The sequence below is a fragment of the Duganella aquatilis genome, assembly GCF_009674565.1.
GTDB lineage: Bacteria > Pseudomonadota > Gammaproteobacteria > Burkholderiales > Burkholderiaceae_D > Rugamonas > Rugamonas aquatilis.
In genome coordinates this window covers 16,516-33,133 of the sequence record NZ_WKJL01000023.1, presented here as the reverse complement: position 1 = coordinate 33,133, position 16,618 = coordinate 16,516, and the positions used below count along the sequence as shown (strand labels likewise).

Here is a 16,618-nt window from a genome sequence, read left to right as displayed (position 1 = left end):
CGTTAAAATGGCGGGTTATTAACCTTTAGGCTAGCCATGCGTCGCAAACTCGTAATCGGGAACTGGAAAATGAACGGCAACCGCGCCGCCAATACGGCACTGTTGTCCGGCATCGTCGCCGGCCTGAACGACTTTGGCGCCGACAGCGCCGTCTGCGTGCCGTCGCCGTACCTGGCGCAGTGCCAGGCCGAGCTGGAAGGCACGGAACTGGCGTGGGGCGGGCAGGATCTGTCGGTGCACGCCAGCGGCGCCTACACCGGCGAGGTGGCGGCCGCGATGCTGCGCGACTTCGGCGCGACCTATGTGCTGTGCGGCCACTCCGAGCGCCGCGCCTACCACCAGGAGAGCAATGCGCTGGTGGCGCAGAAGGCGGTGGTGGCCCTGGCCGCCGGACTGACGCCGGTGGTGTGCGTGGGCGAATCGCTGGCGCAGCGCGAGGCAGGGCAGACCGAGGACGTGATCTGCGCCCAGCTGCAGGCCGTGCTCGATGCGCTGCAGGTGGAGCAGGTGGCGAGTATCGTGCTGGCTTACGAGCCGGTCTGGGCGATCGGCACCGGCAAGACCGCCACGCCGCAGATCGCGCAGGATGCCCACCGCTTCCTGCGCAACTGCCTGGCAAACAAGAATGCGGCGGCTGCGGCAACCGTGCAGATACTCTACGGCGGCAGCATGAAGCCGGAGAATGCAAAAGAATTGATGGCACAACCGGATATCGATGGTGGCCTGATCGGCGGAGCGGCATTAAAGGCGACTGATTTTCTCGGGATTATTCAGGCGGTTTAAGCGTTACGCGTAAGTGTAAAAGCGCAGTAGAAACAAAACGATACAAAACTTTTAATTTGGAATGGAATAACATGAGCTCCTTGTTCAATCTGGTTATCATCGTGCAGGTCGTATCGGCAATCGCCATTATCGGTCTGGTATTGCTTCAGCACGGTAAGGGTGCCGACATGGGCGCCGCCTTCGGCTCGGGCGCGTCCGGCAGCCTGTTCGGCGCCACCGGCTCGTCGAACTTCATGTCGAAGTCGACCGGCGTGGCCGCCGCCATCTTCTTCAGCGCCACGCTGGCCCTGTCGTACATCACCACCCACCAGACCAACAACGTCAGCGGTGGTGTGATGGACAAGGTGCCGGCCGCCGCCGCGCCAGCCCCGGCCAATGCCATTCCTGCAACGCCAGCCGCCCCGGCCGCCTCGGCTCCGGTCGCAGCGCCTGCACCGGCTCCTGCAAACTCCATCCCAAAGTAATATAATTGTGTAGTTAATTAGGCGCAGTTGATAATTTTTTAAGTTGTTTGCACATTGTTTTGGCAGTATCGTAGCGAAAAACTTTAGTACATCAATTTAGTTAAAGAATTATCGTTTTTCTTCTTGTTTTGACGCAATACGGATTAACAACCGCGTGAAAAGGAAGTAAAATAACGGCCTTATGCCGACGTGGTGAAATTGGTAGACACGCTATCTTGAGGGGGTAGTGGCGCAAGCTGTACGAGTTCGAGTCTCGTCGTCGGCACCAGAAAATATAGGCCAGCAAGGGTGGTACCAAGCTGGCTTTTTTACGAGGATGTGTCGTTCGATCCTGGTCAGAGCAGTTTTACGATTGGGGCGAACGTTAAGCGCACCGCAGAACAGCGCGATGTGTCCTTTAACCTGATCGTTCAATATAAGCTCATCAATCGTGAACCTCGAAAATTATCTCCCCGTCCTGTTGTTCATCCTCGTCGGTCTCGGCGTAGGTATCGCTCCCCAAGTGCTGGGCCATCTCCTGGGCCCGAAAAAGCCCGACGCAGCCAAGCTGTCCCCGTATGAATGCGGCTTCGAAGCGTTCGAAGACGCGCGCATGAAATTCGACGTGCGTTACTACCTCGTCGCAATCCTCTTTATTTTGTTCGATCTGGAAACGGCATTCTTCTTCCCGTGGGGCGTATCCATGCGCGAACTGGGCTGGCAGGGCTTCGTTACGATGATGGTGTTCATCGCCGAATTCGTGGTCGGTTTTTGGTATATCTGGAAGAAAGGTGCCCTTGATTGGGAATAAGCCATGGCTATTGAAGGCGTATTAAACGAAGGTTTCATCACCACCTCGGCCGACAAGCTGATCAACTGGGCGCGCACGGGTTCGATGTTCCCGATGACGTTCGGTCTGGCCTGCTGCGCGGTCGAAATGATGCACGTGGGCGCTGCCCGTTACGACATGGACCGCTTCGGCGTGGTGTTCCGTCCATCGCCACGTCAATCCGACGTGATGATCGTGGCCGGCACGCTGTGCAACAAGATGGCCCCGGCACTGCGCAAGGTCTACGACCAGATGCCGGAGCCGCGCTGGGTCATCTCGATGGGTTCCTGCGCCAACGGCGGCGGCTACTACCACTACTCGTACTCCGTGGTGCGCGGCTGCGACCGCATCGTGCCGGTCGACGTGTATGTGCCAGGCTGTCCGCCAACCGCTGAGGCCCTGCTGTACGGCATCATGCAGTTGCAGAACAAGATCAAGCGCACCAACACGATCGCACGCTAACGGGGGCGCTACAACACATGACTACTCATCTGGAACAACTCCAAACCGCCCTCGGCACTGCCCTGGGCGAACGCGTTACTACCGTCGTCGCACTGGGTGAAATCACCCTGACCGTGAAGGCGGCCGACTATTACGGCGTGATGCAGACGCTGCGCGACGACGCCACGCTGGGCTTCGATCAGGCGATCGACCTGTGCGGCGTGGACTACCTGAACTACGGCGACGGCGCCTGGGACGGCCAGCGTTTCGCGGTGGTCGTGCACCTGCTGTCGGTGACGCACAACTGGCGCGTGCGCGTGCGCGCGTTCTGCGCCGACGACGACATGCCGCTGCTGCCGTCCGTGACCCCGCTGTGGCGTGCGGTCAACTGGTACGAGCGCGAAGCCTTCGACATGTACGGCATCCTGTTCGAGAACCACAACGACCTGCGCCGCATCCTGACCGACTACGGCTTCATCGGCCACCCGTTCCGCAAGGACTTCCCGGTGTCGGGCTATGTCGAAATGCGCTACGACCCTGAGCAGAAGCGCGTGGTCTACCAGCCGGTCACCATCGAGCCGCGTGAAAACGTGCCGCGTGTGATCCGCGAAGAAAACTACGGGATTAAATAATGGCTGAGATTAAGAACTACACCCTGAACTTTGGCCCGCAACACCCGGCCGCGCACGGCGTGCTGCGCCTGGTGCTGGAGCTGGACGGCGAAGTGATCCAGCGCGCCGACCCGCACATCGGCCTGCTGCACCGCGGCACCGAGAAGCTGGCCGAGCAGAAGACCTACCTGCAGTCGGTGCCGTACATGGACCGCCTGGACTACGTGTCGATGATGTGCAACGAGCACGCCTACGTCATGGCCATCGAAAAACTGATGGGCATCGAAGTGCCGCTGCGCGCGCAGTACATCCGCGTCATGTTCGACGAGATCACCCGCATCCTGAACCACCTGATGTGGCTGGGCGCGCACGCGCTCGACGTCGGCGCCATGGGCCCGTTCCTGTACTGCTTCCGCGACCGCGAAGACCTGTTCGACTGCTACGAAGCGGTGTCGGGCGCACGCATGCACGCGGCCTACTACCGTCCGGGCGGCGTCTACCGCGATCTGCCGGACGCGATGCCGCAGCACAAGCCATCGATCATCCGTTCGGCCAAGGCCATCGACAACCTGAACAAGGACCGTCAGGGCTCGATGCTGGACTTCATCGAAGCGTTCACCGCGCGTTTCCCGACCTATGTCGACGAATACGAAACCCTGCTGACCGACAACCGTATCTGGAAACAGCGTACCGTCGGCATCGGCGTGGTGTCGCCGGAAGATGCGAAAGCGATGGGCTTTACCGGCGCCATGCTGCGCGGTTCGGGCATTCAGTGGGATCTGCGCAAGCACCAGCCGTACGAAGTGTACGACCTGATGGACTTCGATATTCCAATCGGCACCAACGGCGACTGCTACGACCGCTACCTGGTGCGCGTGGAAGAGCTGCGCCAGTCGAACCGCATCATCAAGCAGTGCGTCGAATGGCTGCGCAACAACCCGGGTCCTGTCATGACCAGCAACCGCAAGGTCGCGCCGCCGGGCCGCGTGGACATGAAGACCAACATGGAATCGCTGATCCACCACTTCAAGCTGTTCACTGAAGGCTTCCACGTCCCACCGGGCGAGGCTTACTCCGCAGTGGAACATCCGAAAGGCGAGTTCGGCGTCTACCTGGTGTCGGATGGCGCCAACAAACCATACCGCGTGAAACTGCGCGCTCCAGACTACGCACACTTGCAGTCGCTGGATGAAATGGCGCGTGGCCACATGATTGCCGATGCCGTCACCATCATTGGTACGCAGGACATCGTGTTCGGCAGTATTGACCGCTAAGTGCGAGAGGCAAAAGTATGTTGTTATCTGAGCAGTGCTACAAAAAAATCGATCGCGAGCTGGCCAAGTACCCAGACGATCAGCGCCAATCGGCCGTGATGGCCGCGCTGGCGCACGCCCAGGTCGAACTGGGCTGGGTCTCGCCTGAAACCATGCAGGAACTGGCCGACTACATCCGCATGCCGGCGATTGCCGTGCAGGAAGTCGCGACCTTCTACAATATGTACAACCTGAAGCCGGTCGGCAAACACAAGATCACCGTGTGCACCAACCTGCCTTGCGCCCTGTCGGGCGGCGAGCGCGCGGCGCACCACCTGAAACAGAAGCTGGGCATCGACTACCGTGACACCACGGCGGACGGCGAGTTCACGCTGATGGAAGGCGAGTGCATGGGCGCCTGCGGCGACGCACCGGTGCTGCTGGTGAACAATCACCGCATGTGCAGCTTCATGTCCAACGACAAAATCGACTCCCTGGTGGAGGAATTGAAGAAATGACGTCACTCCACGACCGACACATCGATCCAGTCATCCTGGCCGGCCTGAACGGCGATAACTGGCATCTGGAAGACTACGTCAAGCGCGGCGGCTACAGCGCCCTGCGCCGCATCATCGAAGAGAAAATCACCCCGGAACAGATCATCGCCGACCTCAAAGCCTCGTCGCTGCGCGGCCGCGGCGGCGCGGGTTTCCCTACCGGGCTGAAATGGAGCTTCATGCCGCGCCAGTTCCCTGGCCAGAAGTACCTGGTATGTAACTCAGATGAGGGCGAACCAGGCACTTTCAAGGACCGCGACATTCTGCGCTACAACCCGCACGCGCTGATCGAAGGCATGGCCATCGGCGCCTACGCGATGGGCATCACGGTCGGCTACAACTACATCCACGGCGAGATCTTCGAGGTGTACACCCGCTTTGAAGAGGCGCTGGAAGAGGCGCGCGCCGCCGGCATGTTGGGCGACAAGATCCTCGGCAGCGAGTTCAGCTTCCAGCTGCACGCGCACCACGGTTACGGCGCTTACATCTGCGGCGAGGAAACCGCGCTGCTGGAATCGCTGGAAGGCAAAAAAGGCCAGCCGCGCTTCAAGCCGCCGTTCCCGGCGTCGTTCGGCCTGTACGGCAAGCCGACCACCATCAACAACACCGAAACCTTCGCCGCCGTGCCGTTCATCCTGAACATGGGCCCGGAGAAGTACCTGGCGATCGGCCGTCCGAACAACGGCGGCTCGAAGATCTTCTCGATCTCGGGCGACGTCGAGCGTCCGGGCAACTACGAGGTGCCACTGGGCACGCCGTTCGCCAAACTGCTGGAACTGGCAGGCGGCATGCGCGGCGGCAAAAAGATCAAGGCTGTGATCCCTGGCGGTTCGTCCGCGCCAGTGGTGCGCGGCGAGATCATGATGCAAACCGACCTGGACTACGATTCGATCGCGAAAGCGGGTTCGATGCTGGGGTCGGGCGCGGTCATCGTCATGGACGAGACGCGCTGCATGGTCAAGGCAATGGAACGTCTGGCGTACTTCTACTTTGAAGAATCGTGCGGCCAGTGCACCCCATGCCGCGAAGGTACGGGCTGGATGTATCGCATGATCCACCGTATCGAAAACGGTCAGGGCCGCAAGTCGGATCTGGACGTATTGAACTCGATCTGCGACAACATCCAGGGCCGCACGATTTGCGCGCTGGGCGACGCGGCGGCTATGCCGATGCGTGCGTTCATCAAGCAATTCCGCGAAGAATTTGAACACCATATCGAGCACAAGCAATGCTGCGTGCCCGCTTATATCTAAGCTGCGTCAGGTAACGATCACCATGGTTGAAATCGAAATAGACGGCAAAAAAGTCGAAGTCCCTGCTGGTAGCATGGTGATGGACGCCGCCAACAAATTGGGAACCTACATTCCGCACTTCTGCTATCACAAGAAATTGTCGATCGCAGCAAACTGCCGTATGTGCCTCGTCGAAGTGGAAAAGGCGCCCAAGCCTTTGCCAGCATGCGCAACGCCGGTCTCGGCAGGCATGATTGTGCACTCCCACTCCGACAAGGCCGTGCAGGCACAGAAGTCGGTGATGGAGTTCCTGCTGATTAACCACCCGCTGGACTGCCCGATCTGCGATCAGGGCGGCGAGTGCCAGCTGCAAGACTTGGCCGTCGGCTACGGCAAGGGCGAATCGCGCTACGAAGAAGACAAGCGCGTTGTTGCTCCGAAGGATGCCGGCCCGCTGGTGTCGATGCAGGAAATGGCCCGCTGTATCCAGTGCACGCGCTGCGTACGTTTCGGCCAGGAAGTGGCCGGCGTGATGGAGCTGGGTATGATCGGCCGCGGCGAACACTCGGAAATCACCGCGTTTGTCGGCCAGACCGTCAACTCGGAAATGTCCGGCAATATGATCGACCTGTGCCCGGTTGGCGCACTGACGTCGAAGCCGTTCCGCTATAGCGCCCGTACCTGGGAACTGTCGCGCCGCAAATCGGTCTCGCCGCACGACGGCCTGGGCGCCAACCTGATCGTTCAGGTCAAGGGCGGCAAGGTCAAGCGCGTGCTGCCGCTGGAAAACGACGCCGTCAACGAGTGCTGGATTTCCGACAAGGACCGCTTCTCGTACGAAGGCCTGGACACCACCGACCGCCTGACCCAGCCGATGCTGAAGCAGGGCGGCGAGTGGAAGGAAGTCGATTGGCAGACCGCGCTGGAATATGTCGCGCACGGCCTGAAAAACATCCGTCACGAACACGGCGCCAACGCGCTGGCCGCGGTCGCGACCCCGCACTCGACGCTGGAAGAACTGCACCTGCTGCAGAAACTGGTGCGCGGCATGGGTTCGGACAGCGTGGACACCCGCCTGCGCCACACCGACTTCTCGTCGGACGTGACCCCATGGCTGGGCATGTCGATCACCGAATTCGGCGCGCTGAACCGCGCCTTCGTGATCGGCTCGTTCCTGCGTAAAGATCACCCGCTGCTGGCTACCCGTCTGCGCACGGCAGTGAAGGGCGGCGCCAAGCTGTCCCTGCTGAGCGCAACCGACGACGACCTGCTGATGAACGTCGCCAACAAACTGATCGTTGCGCCATCGGAGTGGCTGTCGGCGCTGTCGCAAGTGGTGGTGGCTGTCGCCAAGGCCAAGGAAGTGGCAGTGCCTGCCGGCTTCGAAGGCGTACAGGCGTCGGACGCCGCTGCCGCGATCGCCGCTTCGCTGATCTCGGGCGAGAACAAGGGCGTGTTCCTGGGTAACGCTGCAACCCAGCACCCGCAAGCCGCCGCGCTGCACGCCGCCGCACAGTGGATCGCGGAACAGACCGGCGCCAAGCTGGGCTACCTGACCGAAGCCGCCAACACCGTCGGCGCCTACATCGCCAACGCCAATGCCGGCAAGGCGCCAGTGTTCACCGAAGCCAAATCGGCCTACGTGCTGCTGAACGCCGAACCGGAACTGGACGCGCACAACCCGCAAGCCGCCATCGCCGCGCTGAACAAGGCCGAGATGGTGGTGGTGCTGTCGCCGTTCAAGCATGGCATGGACTACGCCGACGTGCTGCTGCCGGTCTCGCCATTCAGCGAAACCTCGGGCACCTTCGTCAACGCCGAAGGCCGCGCGCAAAGCTTCAACGCCACCGTCAAGCCGCTGCTGGAAACCCGCCCTGCATGGAAAGTGCTGCGCGTCTTGGGCAACATCCTGGGCCTGACCGGCTTCGACTACGAGACCTCGGAAGCGGTGCGTGACGAAGTGCTGGGCGCCGGCGTGTTCGACGTCTCGGCCAAGCTGAACAACGTGTCGAAAGTGGCGCTGGCCGCGTCGACCGCCGCCTCCACCGGTACCGAACGTATCGCCGACGTGCCGATCTACTTTGCCGACGCCATCGTGCGCCGTGCCGAGTCGCTGCAGAAGATGGGCGACAGCGCCGCGCCGAAAGCGCACCTGTCGACCGCGCTGGCGCAGCAGCTGGGCGTGGCCGAAGGCGACAGCGTCAAGGTCAGCCAGGGTTCCGGCAGCGCGATCCTGGTCGCCACTGTCGACGCCAAACTGCCTGCCAACGCCGTGCGCGTGGCCGCCGCGCACGCGTCGACCGCCGCGCTGGGCAGCATGTTCGGTTCCATCACCGTAGAAAAAGCAGGAGAGGGTAAATAATGGCTCTGCCTGAATTCGTCACTACCATCAATTCGCTCGGCGCGAACAGCGTGCTGGCTCCGGCCTGGCCGCTGATCTGGGCGCTGATCCGCATCGTCGTCGTGCTGTTGCCACTGATGGGTCTGGTTGCTTACCTGACCCTGTGGGAACGCAAGTTCATCGGCTGGATCCAGATCCGCGTCGGCCCGAACCGCGTTGGCCCGATGGGCCTGCTGCAGCCGATCGCCGATGCGCTGAAACTGCTGTTCAAAGAAATCATCACCCCGGCCAAGGCCAATCCAGGCCTGTTCGTCATCGGCCCGATCATGACCATCATGCCGGCACTGGCGTGCTGGGCGGTGGTGCCTTTCGGTCCTGAAGCGGTGCTGGCCAACGTCAACGCCGGCCTGCTGCTGCTGATGGCGATCACCTCGATGGAAGTCTACGGCATCATCATCGCCGGCTGGGCGTCGAACTCGAAGTACTCGTTCATGGGCGCGATGCGCGCCTCGGCGCAGATGATTTCCTACGAAATCCCGATGGGCTTCGTGCTGGTGGTCGTGCTGATGGTGTCCGGTTCGCTGAACTTCGGCGACATCGTGCTGGGCCAGCAGAAGGGCGTCATGGTCGAACACGGCCTGAACTTCCTGTCGTGGAACTGGCTGCCGCTGCTGCCGCTGTTCGTGGTCTACCTGACTTCCGGCCTGGCCGAGTGCAACCGCCACCCGTTCGACGTGGTCGAGGGCGAGTCGGAAATCGTTGCCGGTCACATGGTTGAATACTCGGGCATGGCCTACGCCATGTTCATGCTGGCCGAATACGCCAACATGATCCTGATCGCCACGCTGGGTTCCATCATGTTCCTGGGCGGCTGGTCGGCGCCGTTTGCCTTCCTTGAATTCTGGGGCGGTTTCGGTGGCTTCTTCTGGCTGTTCGTCAAGGCTTTCTTCCTGGTGTCGGTCTTCATCTGGGTGCGTGGTACCTTCCCGCGCTACCGTTATGACCAGATCATGCGCCTGGGCTGGAAAGTGTTCATCCCGCTGACGCTGGTGTATCTGGTGTTCGTGGCTGGCTGGATGCAGACCTCCTGGAATATCTGGAAGTAACTGGAAGTAAGGACAAGAAAATCATGGAACGATTAAAAGACTTCATCGGCAGCTTCATGCTGACCGAACTGATCAAAGGGATGGCGCTGACGGGCAAGTACATGTTCTCGCGCAAGATCACGGTGCAGTACCCGGAAGAGAAGACGCCGATGTCGCCGCGCTTCCGCGGTCTGCACGCGCTGCGCCGCTACCCGAACGGGGAAGAGCGCTGCATCGCCTGCAAACTGTGCGAAGCAGTGTGCCCGGCGATGGCGATCACCATCGAATCCGAGCAGCGTGCGGACGGCTCGCGCCGTACCACCCGTTACGACATCGACCTGACCAAGTGCATCTTCTGCGGTTTCTGCGAAGAGTCGTGCCCGGTTGATTCGATCGTCGAGACGCACGTGCTGGAATACCACGGCGAGAAACGCGGCGATCTGTACTACACGAAAGAGATGCTGCTGGCCGTAGGCGACCGTTACGAAAACGATATCGCCGCAGCCCGCGCAGCGGACGCTCCTTATCGCTGAGACCGCGCGGGCCAAGCTTCGGCGCGGCCCGCGACAGCGATGTGATCAATAAACTGTACGTCTCTTGGGTTAGTTATGGAATTTAAAACTGCTTTGTTCTACGTCTTCGCCGCCATCATGATATTGGCTGCGACGCGCGTTATCACGGCCCGCAATCCGGTGCACGCGGCACTGTTCCTGGTGCTGGCGTTCTTCAACGCCGCCGGCATCTGGATGCTGCTCGAAGCCGAGTTCCTGGCGATCGTGCTGGTGCTGGTCTACGTCGGCGCCGTCATGGTGCTGTTCCTGTTCGTGGTCATGATGCTCGACATCGACACCGAAAAGCTGCGCGAGAACTTCTGGGGCTACCTCCCGGTCGCGTCCTTCGTCGGCGTGATCATCGTGCTGGAAATGGCCGCCGTGCTGTGGCGCTCGTTCCTGTCGTTCGACCAGCAGGCTGTCGCAGCCGGCAACATCGGCGGCACCAAGGAACTGGGCCTGCTGATCTACACCAAATACATCTATGGCTTTGAAATCGCCGCGGTGATCCTGCTGGTTGCGATTATCGCGGCCGTGGCGCTGACCCTGCGCAAGCGCAAAGACACCAAACACTTCGACCCAGCCGACGCCGTCCGCGTCAAGCGTAACGACCGCCTGAAGATCGTCAAGATCGATCCGGTGACTACCCGTGGCCAGGCCGAAACCGAAGTTAAGGAGGCACCATGACTTTATCCCTGGCTCACTACCTCGTTCTGGGCGCGATCCTGTTCGCGATCTCGATCGTCGGTATTTTCCTGAATCGCAAGAACATCATTATCATCCTGATGGCCATCGAACTGATGCTGCTGGCAGTGAATATGAACTTCATCGCGTTCTCGCATTACCTCGGTGATGCGGCAGGGCAGATCTTTGTCTTCTTTATCCTGACCGTCGCCGCTGCCGAATCGGCCATCGGCCTCGCGATCCTGGTGGTGCTGTTCCGTAATCTGGACACCATCAATGTAGAAGACCTGGACAGCCTCAAGGGCTAATTTTAACCTCACGAAAAATAACGATTAAGGTTCATCATGGCGGTTACTCTTAACCCTAATCTCCTGCTGGTCGTACCACTGGCGCCCCTCGCGGGCGCGGCGGTGGCGGGCTTGTTGGGAACTAAATTCTTCGGCAACGTGGTCGGTCGCAAGACCGCGACCGCGGCGACCATCCTGGGCGTGCTGGTGGCATTCATCATTTCGGCGCTGACGCTGAATGATGTGGTCAATGGCGCCAGCTTCAATGGCACCATCTACAACTGGATGACCGTGGCCGGCATGAAGATGGAAGTCGGCTTCCAGATCGATTCGCTGTCGGCGATGATGATGTGCGTGGTGACCTTCGTGTCGCTGATGGTGCACATCTACACCATCGGCTACATGGCGGAAGACGAAGGCTACAACCGCTTCTTCTCCTACATCTCGCTGTTCACCTTCTCCATGCTGATGCTGGTGATGTCGAACAACTTCCTGCAACTGTTCTTCGGCTGGGAAGCCGTGGGCCTGGTGTCCTACCTGCTGATCGGCTTCTGGTACACCCGTCCGACCGCGATCTTCGCCAACATGAAGGCCTTCCTGGTCAACCGCGTGGGCGACTTCGGCTTCATCCTGGGCATCGGCCTGCTGCTGGCTTACGCCGGTTCGATGAACTACCAGGAAGTGTTCGCCAAGCGCGAAGCGCTGGCGCTGCTGCACCTGCCGGGCACCGACTGGATGCTGCTGACCGTGGCCTGCATCTGCCTGTTCATCGGCGCGATGGGCAAGTCGGCGCAGTTCCCGCTGCACGTCTGGCTGCCTGACTCGATGGAAGGCCCGACCCCGATTTCCGCACTGATTCACGCGGCCACCATGGTTACCGCCGGCATTTTCATGGTGTCGCGCATGTCGCCGCTGTTCGAACTGTCGGACACCGCGCTGAGCTTCATCCTGGTCATCGGTTCGATCACCGCGCTGTTCATGGGCTTTCTGGGCATCATCCAGAACGACATCAAGCGCGTGGTGGCGTACTCGACGCTGTCGCAGCTGGGCTACATGACCGTGGCGCTGGGTTCGTCGGCCTACTCGGTCGCCGTGTTCCACCTGATGACCCACGCGTTCTTCAAGGCACTGCTGTTCCTGGGCGCCGGTTCGGTCATCATCGGCATGCACCACGACCAGGACATCCGCAACATGGGCGGCCTGCGCAAATACATGCCGATCACCTGGATCACCTCGCTGCTGGGCTCGCTGGCCCTGATCGGTACGCCGTTCTTCTCGGGCTTCTACTCGAAGGATTCGATCATCGAAGCCGTCGCCGAGACCCACATCGCCGGCGCTGGCTTCGCCCAGTTCGCCGTGCTGGCTGGCGTGTTCGTGACCGCGTTCTACTCGTTCCGCATGTACTTCCTGGTGTTCCACGGTAAAGAGCGTTTCGGCCAGGCCCACGCACATGGTCACGATGACCATCATGCTCCGGCCGCCGCCGCACACGACGACCACGGTCACGACGACCATGGCCACGACGAGGAAGACGATCACGGCCACCACGGCCTGGCCCCAGGCCAGAAACCGCACGAATCGCCATTCGTGGTCTGGTTCCCGCTGGTCATGCTGGCCATCCCATCGGTCATCATCGGCGCGCTGACCATCGGCCCGATGCTGTTCGGCGACTTCTTCAAAGGCGTGATCTTCATCGGCGAGAACCACAAGGCGATGGAAGTGCTGGGCGAGGAATACCACGGCCCGGTCGCCATGGCGATCCACTCGCTGACTTCGCTGCCGCTGTGGCTGGCGATTGCCGGCGTGGCGTTCTCGTACTACTGCTACATGATCAATCCGCGCGTACCGGCATGGTTCTTCGCCAAGTTCAAGGCAGTGCACACGCTGCTGGACAACAAGTACTACATGGACAAGTTCAACGAAGTGGTGTTCGCAGGCGGCGCACGCCTGCTGGGCAATGGCTTGTGGAACGTGGGCGACAAGACCCTGATCGACGGCCTGCTGGTCAACGGCAGCGCCAAAGTAGTCGGCTGGTTCTCTTCGCTGACCCGCCTGGCGCAGACTGGTTACATCTACCACTATGCGTTCGTCATGATCCTCGGCATTCTGGGGTTCCTGGTCTACTTCCTGCCGTTTTGGCACGCTTAATTAGCTGATACGCAAAGAGATAACGATAACCATGATGCAGTCAACCATATCTACACTACCTCCGTACCTGAGCCTGGCGATCTGGCTCCCGATTATTTTCGGCATGATCGTCCTGGCAGTAGGGCGTGACAGCAACGCAGGCTTTACGCGCGTGCTGTCGCTGCTCGGCGCCTTGGTCAGCTTTGTTGCGACCATTCCGCTGATCACCAACTTCAGCAATGCCGCCCACGGCATGCAGTTCGTCGAGAAATCGGCGTGGATCGAACGCTTCAACATCTGGTACTCGCTGGGGATCGACGGCCTGTCGCTGTGGTTCGTGCCGCTGACCGCCTTCATCACCGTGATCGTCGTGATCTCGGCCTGGCAGGTGATCCAGAAACGCGTGGCCCAGTACATGGGCGCGTTCCTGATCCTGTCCGGCCTGATGATCGGCGTGTTCACCGCGATGGACGGCCTGCTGTTCTACTTCTTCTTCGAAGCGACCCTGATCCCGATGTACATCATCATCGGTATCTGGGGCGGCGACAACCGCGTCTACGCCTCGTTCAAGTTCTTCCTGTACACCTTCTTCGGTTCGCTGCTGACGCTGGTTGCCATCATCTACCTGTACAAAGTGACCGGTAGCTGGGACATCCTGATGTGGCACAAGGCGCCGCTGACGATGACCGAACAGGTCTGCATCTTCCTGGCCTTCTTCATGGCGTTTGCCGTCAAGGTGCCGATGTTCCCGGTCCACACCTGGCTGCCGGACGTCCACGTGGAAGCGCCGACCGGCGGTTCCGCCGTGCTGGCCGCGATCATGCTGAAACTGGGTGCGTACGGCTTCATCCGTTTCTCGCTGCCGATCACCCCGGACGCCTCGCACTACCTGTCGGGCTTCGTGATCACGCTGTCGCTGATCGCCGTGATCTACATTGGCCTGGTCGCGCTGGTACAGAAGGACATGAAAAAGCTGGTCGCCTACTCGTCGATCGCGCACATGGGCTTCGTCACCCTGGGCTTCTTCGTCTTCAATGAAATGGCCACGCAAGGCGCCATCATGCAGATGATCTCGCACGGCTTCGTGTCGGGCGCCATGTTCCTGTGCATCGGCGTGCTGTACGACCAGGCCCACTCGCGCCAGATCGCCGACTACGGTGGCGTGGTCAACAAGATGCCGCGTTTCGCCGCCTTCTTCATCCTGTTCTCGATGGCCAACTGCGGCCTGCCGGCAACCTCCGGTTTCGTCGGCGAGTTCATGGTGATCCTGGGCGCCACCCAGTTCAACTTCTGGATCGGCCTGCTGGCAGCCACCGCGCTGATCTTCGGTGCAGCCTACTCGCTGTGGATGGCCAAGCGCGTCATCTTCGGCAAAGTGAGCAACCACCACGTGGCCGAGCTGGTTGACCTGAACGGCCGTGAATTCCTGATGCTGGGCATTCTGGCGGTCGCCACGCTGTACATGGGCCTGTACCCAGCGCCATTCACCGACACGATGCAGACCTCGGTCGCTGACCTGCTGGCCCACGTCGCACACAGCAAGCTGCCTTAAGAAGATAACGGAAACGCATAAATGACTACACCTATTCCACAAGAGGCCGTGAACCTGGTCCCGGCGTATGCCGAGATCGCGTTGCTGATCGGCGCTTCGGCCATCCTGCTGATCGACATGTTCCTGTCCAAGGCGCAGCGTTCGTTCACCTATGTGCTGTCCCTGCTGATGCTGGTGGTGCTGGCCGGTATCAGCTGCGCCGATTTCCACACCGGCGCCACCAGCTATACCTTCCACGGCATGTTCGTGTCCGATCCGATGGCCAACCTGCTGAAGCTGTTCACCTACCTGACCGTCGGCATGACGCTGGTGTATTCGCGCCAGTACGCAGCCGACCGCGAGATGTTGAGCGGTAACCTGGGCGGCGAGTTCTACGTCCTGGCGCTGTTCGCCATGCTGGGCCAGATGGTGATGATCTCGGGTTCCAACCTGCTGTCGATCTACCTGGGCGTCGAACTGATGTCGCTGTCGCTGTACGCCCTGGTGGCGATCCGCCGCGACAACGTACGCGCCACCGAAGCGGCGATGAAATACTTCATCCTGGGCGCGCTGGCGTCGGGCTTCCTGCTGTACGGCATGTCGATGCTGTATGGCGCGACCGGCACGCTGGACATCCGCGGCATTTCGACCGCCGTCGCCAGCGGCACCATCAAGCCGACCATCCTGGTGTTCGGCCTGGTGTTCCTGGTTGCCGGCCTGGCCTTCAAACTGGGCGCCGTGCCGTTCCACATGTGGGTGCCGGACGTCTACGAAGGTTCGCCAACGGCAGTGACCCTGCTGCTGGGCGGCGCGCCGAAGATCGCCACCTTCGCCATCTGCATCCGCCTGCTGGTGGAAGGCCTGATGCCGATGGCGTTCGACTGGCAGCAGATGCTGATGGTGCTGGCCGTGCTGTCGCTGGCGATCGGTAACCTGACCGCGATCGCGCAGACCAACCTGAAACGTATGCTGGCTTACTCGACCATCGCGCAAATCGGCTTCGTGCTGCTGGGCCTGCTGGCTGGCGTGGCCGGCACCACCGACGTCACGGGTCGCGATGCAGCCTACAGCTCGGCGATGTACTACGTGATCACCTACGTGCTGACCACCGTCGGCACCTTCGGCACGCTGATGCTGCTGTCGCGCGCCGGTTTCGACGCCGACAACCTGGCCGACTTCAAGGGCCTGAGCAAGCGTAATGGCTGGTTCGCGCTGGTGATGACCATCCTGCTGTTCTCGCTGGCCGGCGTGCCGCCGATGATGGGCTTTGCCGCCAAGTTCGCCGTGCTGAACTCGGTGCTGGCGACCGGCCAGCTGTGGCTGACCATCTTCGCCGTCATGTTCTCGCTGATCGGCGCGTTCTACTACCTGCGCGTCATCAAGACCATGTGGTTCGACGAGCCGGTGGATACCGCGCCGATCGCCGCGCCGCTCGACATGAAACTGGTCCTGAGCATCAACGGCCTGGCCGTGGTGCTGCTGGGCGTGATGCCTGAAGCCCTGCTGTCGGCCTGCCTGGCCGCCATCAAAGCGACTCTGGCGACCTGATGGATACGTCCATCGCCGGCTGGTTGGTGATCGCGGTTGCACTCGCGGCCGCCAACCTGCCGTTCTTCAACGACAAGCTGTTCGCCGTGGTCGGCGCCAGATGGCAGCGCAAGCCGCTGTTCATCCGGCTGCTGGAGATGACGGCGCTGTATCTTGTCGTTGGCGCGGTGGGCTTCGCCCTCGAAGCCAACATCGGCACCCGCTTCCCGCAGACCTGGGAGTTCTACGCGATCTCCGCCTGCCTGTTTGTCGTTCTCGGATTCCCGGGATTCATCGTCCGTTACCTGCGCAAGCCTCACGGCTGATACACTATCG

The 16,618-nt window shown here is 60.9% G+C and carries 17 protein-coding genes and 1 tRNA gene; all 18 read left to right on the top strand.

Annotated features, from left to right (window positions below; all coding sequences use genetic code 11):
• Positions 1-36: 36 nt before the first annotated feature.
• The 18 genes from tpiA to GJ698_RS23885 all read left to right on the top strand — a co-directional run bounded on the left by tpiA (position 37) and on the right by GJ698_RS23885 (position 16,608).
• Positions 37-783 (top strand): triose-phosphate isomerase, encoded by a 747-nt coding sequence (gene tpiA / locus GJ698_RS23970; RefSeq protein ID WP_154360385.1) that lies wholly within the window; start codon positions 37-39, stop codon positions 781-783.
• A gap of 71 nt (positions 784-854) precedes the next feature.
• Positions 855-1,247: a preprotein translocase subunit SecG gene (gene secG, locus GJ698_RS23965; RefSeq protein ID WP_154360384.1), complete on the top strand. Its 393-nt coding sequence runs from the start codon at positions 855-857 to the stop codon at positions 1,245-1,247.
• Between the two features lie 183 nt (positions 1,248-1,430).
• Positions 1,431-1,515 (top strand) — tRNA-Leu (locus GJ698_RS23960).
• Between the two features lie 162 nt (positions 1,516-1,677).
• On the top strand, positions 1,678-2,037 hold the full coding sequence (locus tag GJ698_RS23955; protein WP_160991434.1) for an NADH-quinone oxidoreductase subunit A: 360 nt from the start codon (positions 1,678-1,680) through the stop codon (positions 2,035-2,037).
• 3 nt (positions 2,038-2,040) lie between these two features.
• Positions 2,041-2,517 carry a NuoB/complex I 20 kDa subunit family protein gene (locus tag GJ698_RS23950; RefSeq protein ID WP_008450353.1) on the top strand — a complete coding sequence of 159 codons (477 nt, stop codon included), beginning with the start codon at positions 2,041-2,043 and terminating at the stop codon, positions 2,515-2,517.
• 17 nt (positions 2,518-2,534) lie between these two features.
• Entirely contained in the window at positions 2,535-3,128 is a 594-nt protein-coding gene (locus GJ698_RS23945) for an NADH-quinone oxidoreductase subunit C (RefSeq protein WP_154360383.1), read from the top strand.
• Positions 3,128-4,381, top strand: coding sequence for an NADH-quinone oxidoreductase subunit D (locus tag GJ698_RS23940; RefSeq protein ID WP_154360382.1), 1,254 nt, complete (start codon positions 3,128-3,130; stop codon positions 4,379-4,381). The genes GJ698_RS23945 and GJ698_RS23940 overlap by 1 nt, the downstream gene beginning before the upstream one ends.
• 17 nt (positions 4,382-4,398) lie before the next feature.
• On the top strand, positions 4,399-4,878 hold the full coding sequence (nuoE, locus tag GJ698_RS23935; protein ID WP_072780611.1) for an NADH-quinone oxidoreductase subunit NuoE: 480 nt from the start codon (positions 4,399-4,401) through the stop codon (positions 4,876-4,878).
• On the top strand, positions 4,875-6,170 hold the full coding sequence (nuoF, locus tag GJ698_RS23930) for an NADH-quinone oxidoreductase subunit NuoF (protein ID WP_154360381.1): 1,296 nt from the start codon (positions 4,875-4,877) through the stop codon (positions 6,168-6,170). The genes nuoE and nuoF overlap by 4 nt, the downstream gene beginning before the upstream one ends.
• A 22-nt stretch (positions 6,171-6,192) precedes the next feature.
• Positions 6,193-8,511 carry an NADH-quinone oxidoreductase subunit NuoG gene (gene nuoG, locus GJ698_RS23925; RefSeq protein WP_154360380.1) on the top strand — a complete coding sequence of 773 codons (2,319 nt, stop codon included), beginning with the start codon at positions 6,193-6,195 and terminating at the stop codon, positions 8,509-8,511.
• On the top strand, positions 8,511-9,596 hold the full coding sequence (nuoH, locus tag GJ698_RS23920) for an NADH-quinone oxidoreductase subunit NuoH (RefSeq protein WP_154360379.1): 1,086 nt from the start codon (positions 8,511-8,513) through the stop codon (positions 9,594-9,596). Before nuoG ends, nuoH begins: the two co-directional genes overlap by 1 nt.
• A gap of 23 nt (positions 9,597-9,619) precedes the next feature.
• A complete protein-coding gene (gene nuoI, locus GJ698_RS23915) occupies positions 9,620-10,108 on the top strand; it encodes an NADH-quinone oxidoreductase subunit NuoI (RefSeq protein ID WP_154360378.1) in 489 nt (162 codons plus the stop codon).
• A gap of 75 nt (positions 10,109-10,183) precedes the next feature.
• Positions 10,184-10,813, top strand: a complete 630-nt coding sequence (locus GJ698_RS23910) for an NADH-quinone oxidoreductase subunit J (RefSeq protein WP_154360377.1) — start codon at positions 10,184-10,186, stop codon at positions 10,811-10,813.
• Positions 10,810-11,118 carry an NADH-quinone oxidoreductase subunit NuoK gene (nuoK, locus tag GJ698_RS23905; protein WP_110848930.1) on the top strand — a complete coding sequence of 103 codons (309 nt, stop codon included), beginning with the start codon at positions 10,810-10,812 and terminating at the stop codon, positions 11,116-11,118. The genes GJ698_RS23910 and nuoK overlap by 4 nt, the downstream gene beginning before the upstream one ends.
• A 36-nt stretch (positions 11,119-11,154) precedes the next feature.
• The gene (gene nuoL, locus GJ698_RS23900; protein WP_154360376.1) at positions 11,155-13,245 is read left to right on the top strand and encodes an NADH-quinone oxidoreductase subunit L; all 2,091 of its coding nucleotides are present in this window, start codon (positions 11,155-11,157) and stop codon (positions 13,243-13,245) included.
• Positions 13,246-13,276: 31 nt separating this feature from the next.
• On the top strand, positions 13,277-14,776 hold the full coding sequence (locus GJ698_RS23895) for an NADH-quinone oxidoreductase subunit M (protein WP_154360375.1): 1,500 nt from the start codon (positions 13,277-13,279) through the stop codon (positions 14,774-14,776).
• Positions 14,777-14,797: 21 nt separating this feature from the next.
• Positions 14,798-16,303 (top strand): NADH-quinone oxidoreductase subunit NuoN, encoded by a 1,506-nt coding sequence (nuoN, locus tag GJ698_RS23890; protein ID WP_154360374.1) that lies wholly within the window; start codon positions 14,798-14,800, stop codon positions 16,301-16,303.
• The gene (locus tag GJ698_RS23885; RefSeq protein WP_154360373.1) at positions 16,303-16,608 is read left to right on the top strand and encodes a DUF2818 family protein; all 306 of its coding nucleotides are present in this window, start codon (positions 16,303-16,305) and stop codon (positions 16,606-16,608) included. The genes nuoN and GJ698_RS23885 overlap by 1 nt, the downstream gene beginning before the upstream one ends.
• The last annotated feature ends 10 nt before the right edge of the window (positions 16,609-16,618 follow it).

Bases quoted from the DNA above. Each gene is read 5' to 3' on its own strand.
- tpiA (WP_154360385.1), top strand. From the start codon at position 37: ATGCGTCGCAAACTCGTAATCGGGAACTGGAAAATGAACGGCAACCGC.
- secG (WP_154360384.1), top strand. From the start codon at position 855: ATGAGCTCCTTGTTCAATCTGGTTATCATCGTGCAGGTCGTATCGGCA.
- GJ698_RS23950 (WP_008450353.1), top strand. From the start codon at position 2,041: ATGGCTATTGAAGGCGTATTAAACGAAGGTTTCATCACCACCTCGGCC.
- GJ698_RS23945 (WP_154360383.1), top strand. From the start codon at position 2,535: ATGACTACTCATCTGGAACAACTCCAAACCGCCCTCGGCACTGCCCTG.
- GJ698_RS23940 (WP_154360382.1), top strand. From the start codon at position 3,128: ATGGCTGAGATTAAGAACTACACCCTGAACTTTGGCCCGCAACACCCG.
- nuoE (WP_072780611.1), top strand. From the start codon at position 4,399: ATGTTGTTATCTGAGCAGTGCTACAAAAAAATCGATCGCGAGCTGGCC.
- nuoF (WP_154360381.1), top strand. From the start codon at position 4,875: ATGACGTCACTCCACGACCGACACATCGATCCAGTCATCCTGGCCGGC.
- nuoG (WP_154360380.1), top strand. From the start codon at position 6,193: ATGGTTGAAATCGAAATAGACGGCAAAAAAGTCGAAGTCCCTGCTGGT.
- nuoH (WP_154360379.1), top strand. From the start codon at position 8,511: ATGGCTCTGCCTGAATTCGTCACTACCATCAATTCGCTCGGCGCGAAC.
- nuoI (WP_154360378.1), top strand. From the start codon at position 9,620: ATGGAACGATTAAAAGACTTCATCGGCAGCTTCATGCTGACCGAACTG.
- GJ698_RS23910 (WP_154360377.1), top strand. From the start codon at position 10,184: ATGGAATTTAAAACTGCTTTGTTCTACGTCTTCGCCGCCATCATGATA.
- nuoK (WP_110848930.1), top strand. From the start codon at position 10,810: ATGACTTTATCCCTGGCTCACTACCTCGTTCTGGGCGCGATCCTGTTC.
- nuoL (WP_154360376.1), top strand. From the start codon at position 11,155: ATGGCGGTTACTCTTAACCCTAATCTCCTGCTGGTCGTACCACTGGCG.
- GJ698_RS23895 (WP_154360375.1), top strand. From the start codon at position 13,277: ATGATGCAGTCAACCATATCTACACTACCTCCGTACCTGAGCCTGGCG.
- nuoN (WP_154360374.1), top strand. From the start codon at position 14,798: ATGACTACACCTATTCCACAAGAGGCCGTGAACCTGGTCCCGGCGTAT.
- GJ698_RS23885 (WP_154360373.1), top strand. From the start codon at position 16,303: ATGGATACGTCCATCGCCGGCTGGTTGGTGATCGCGGTTGCACTCGCG.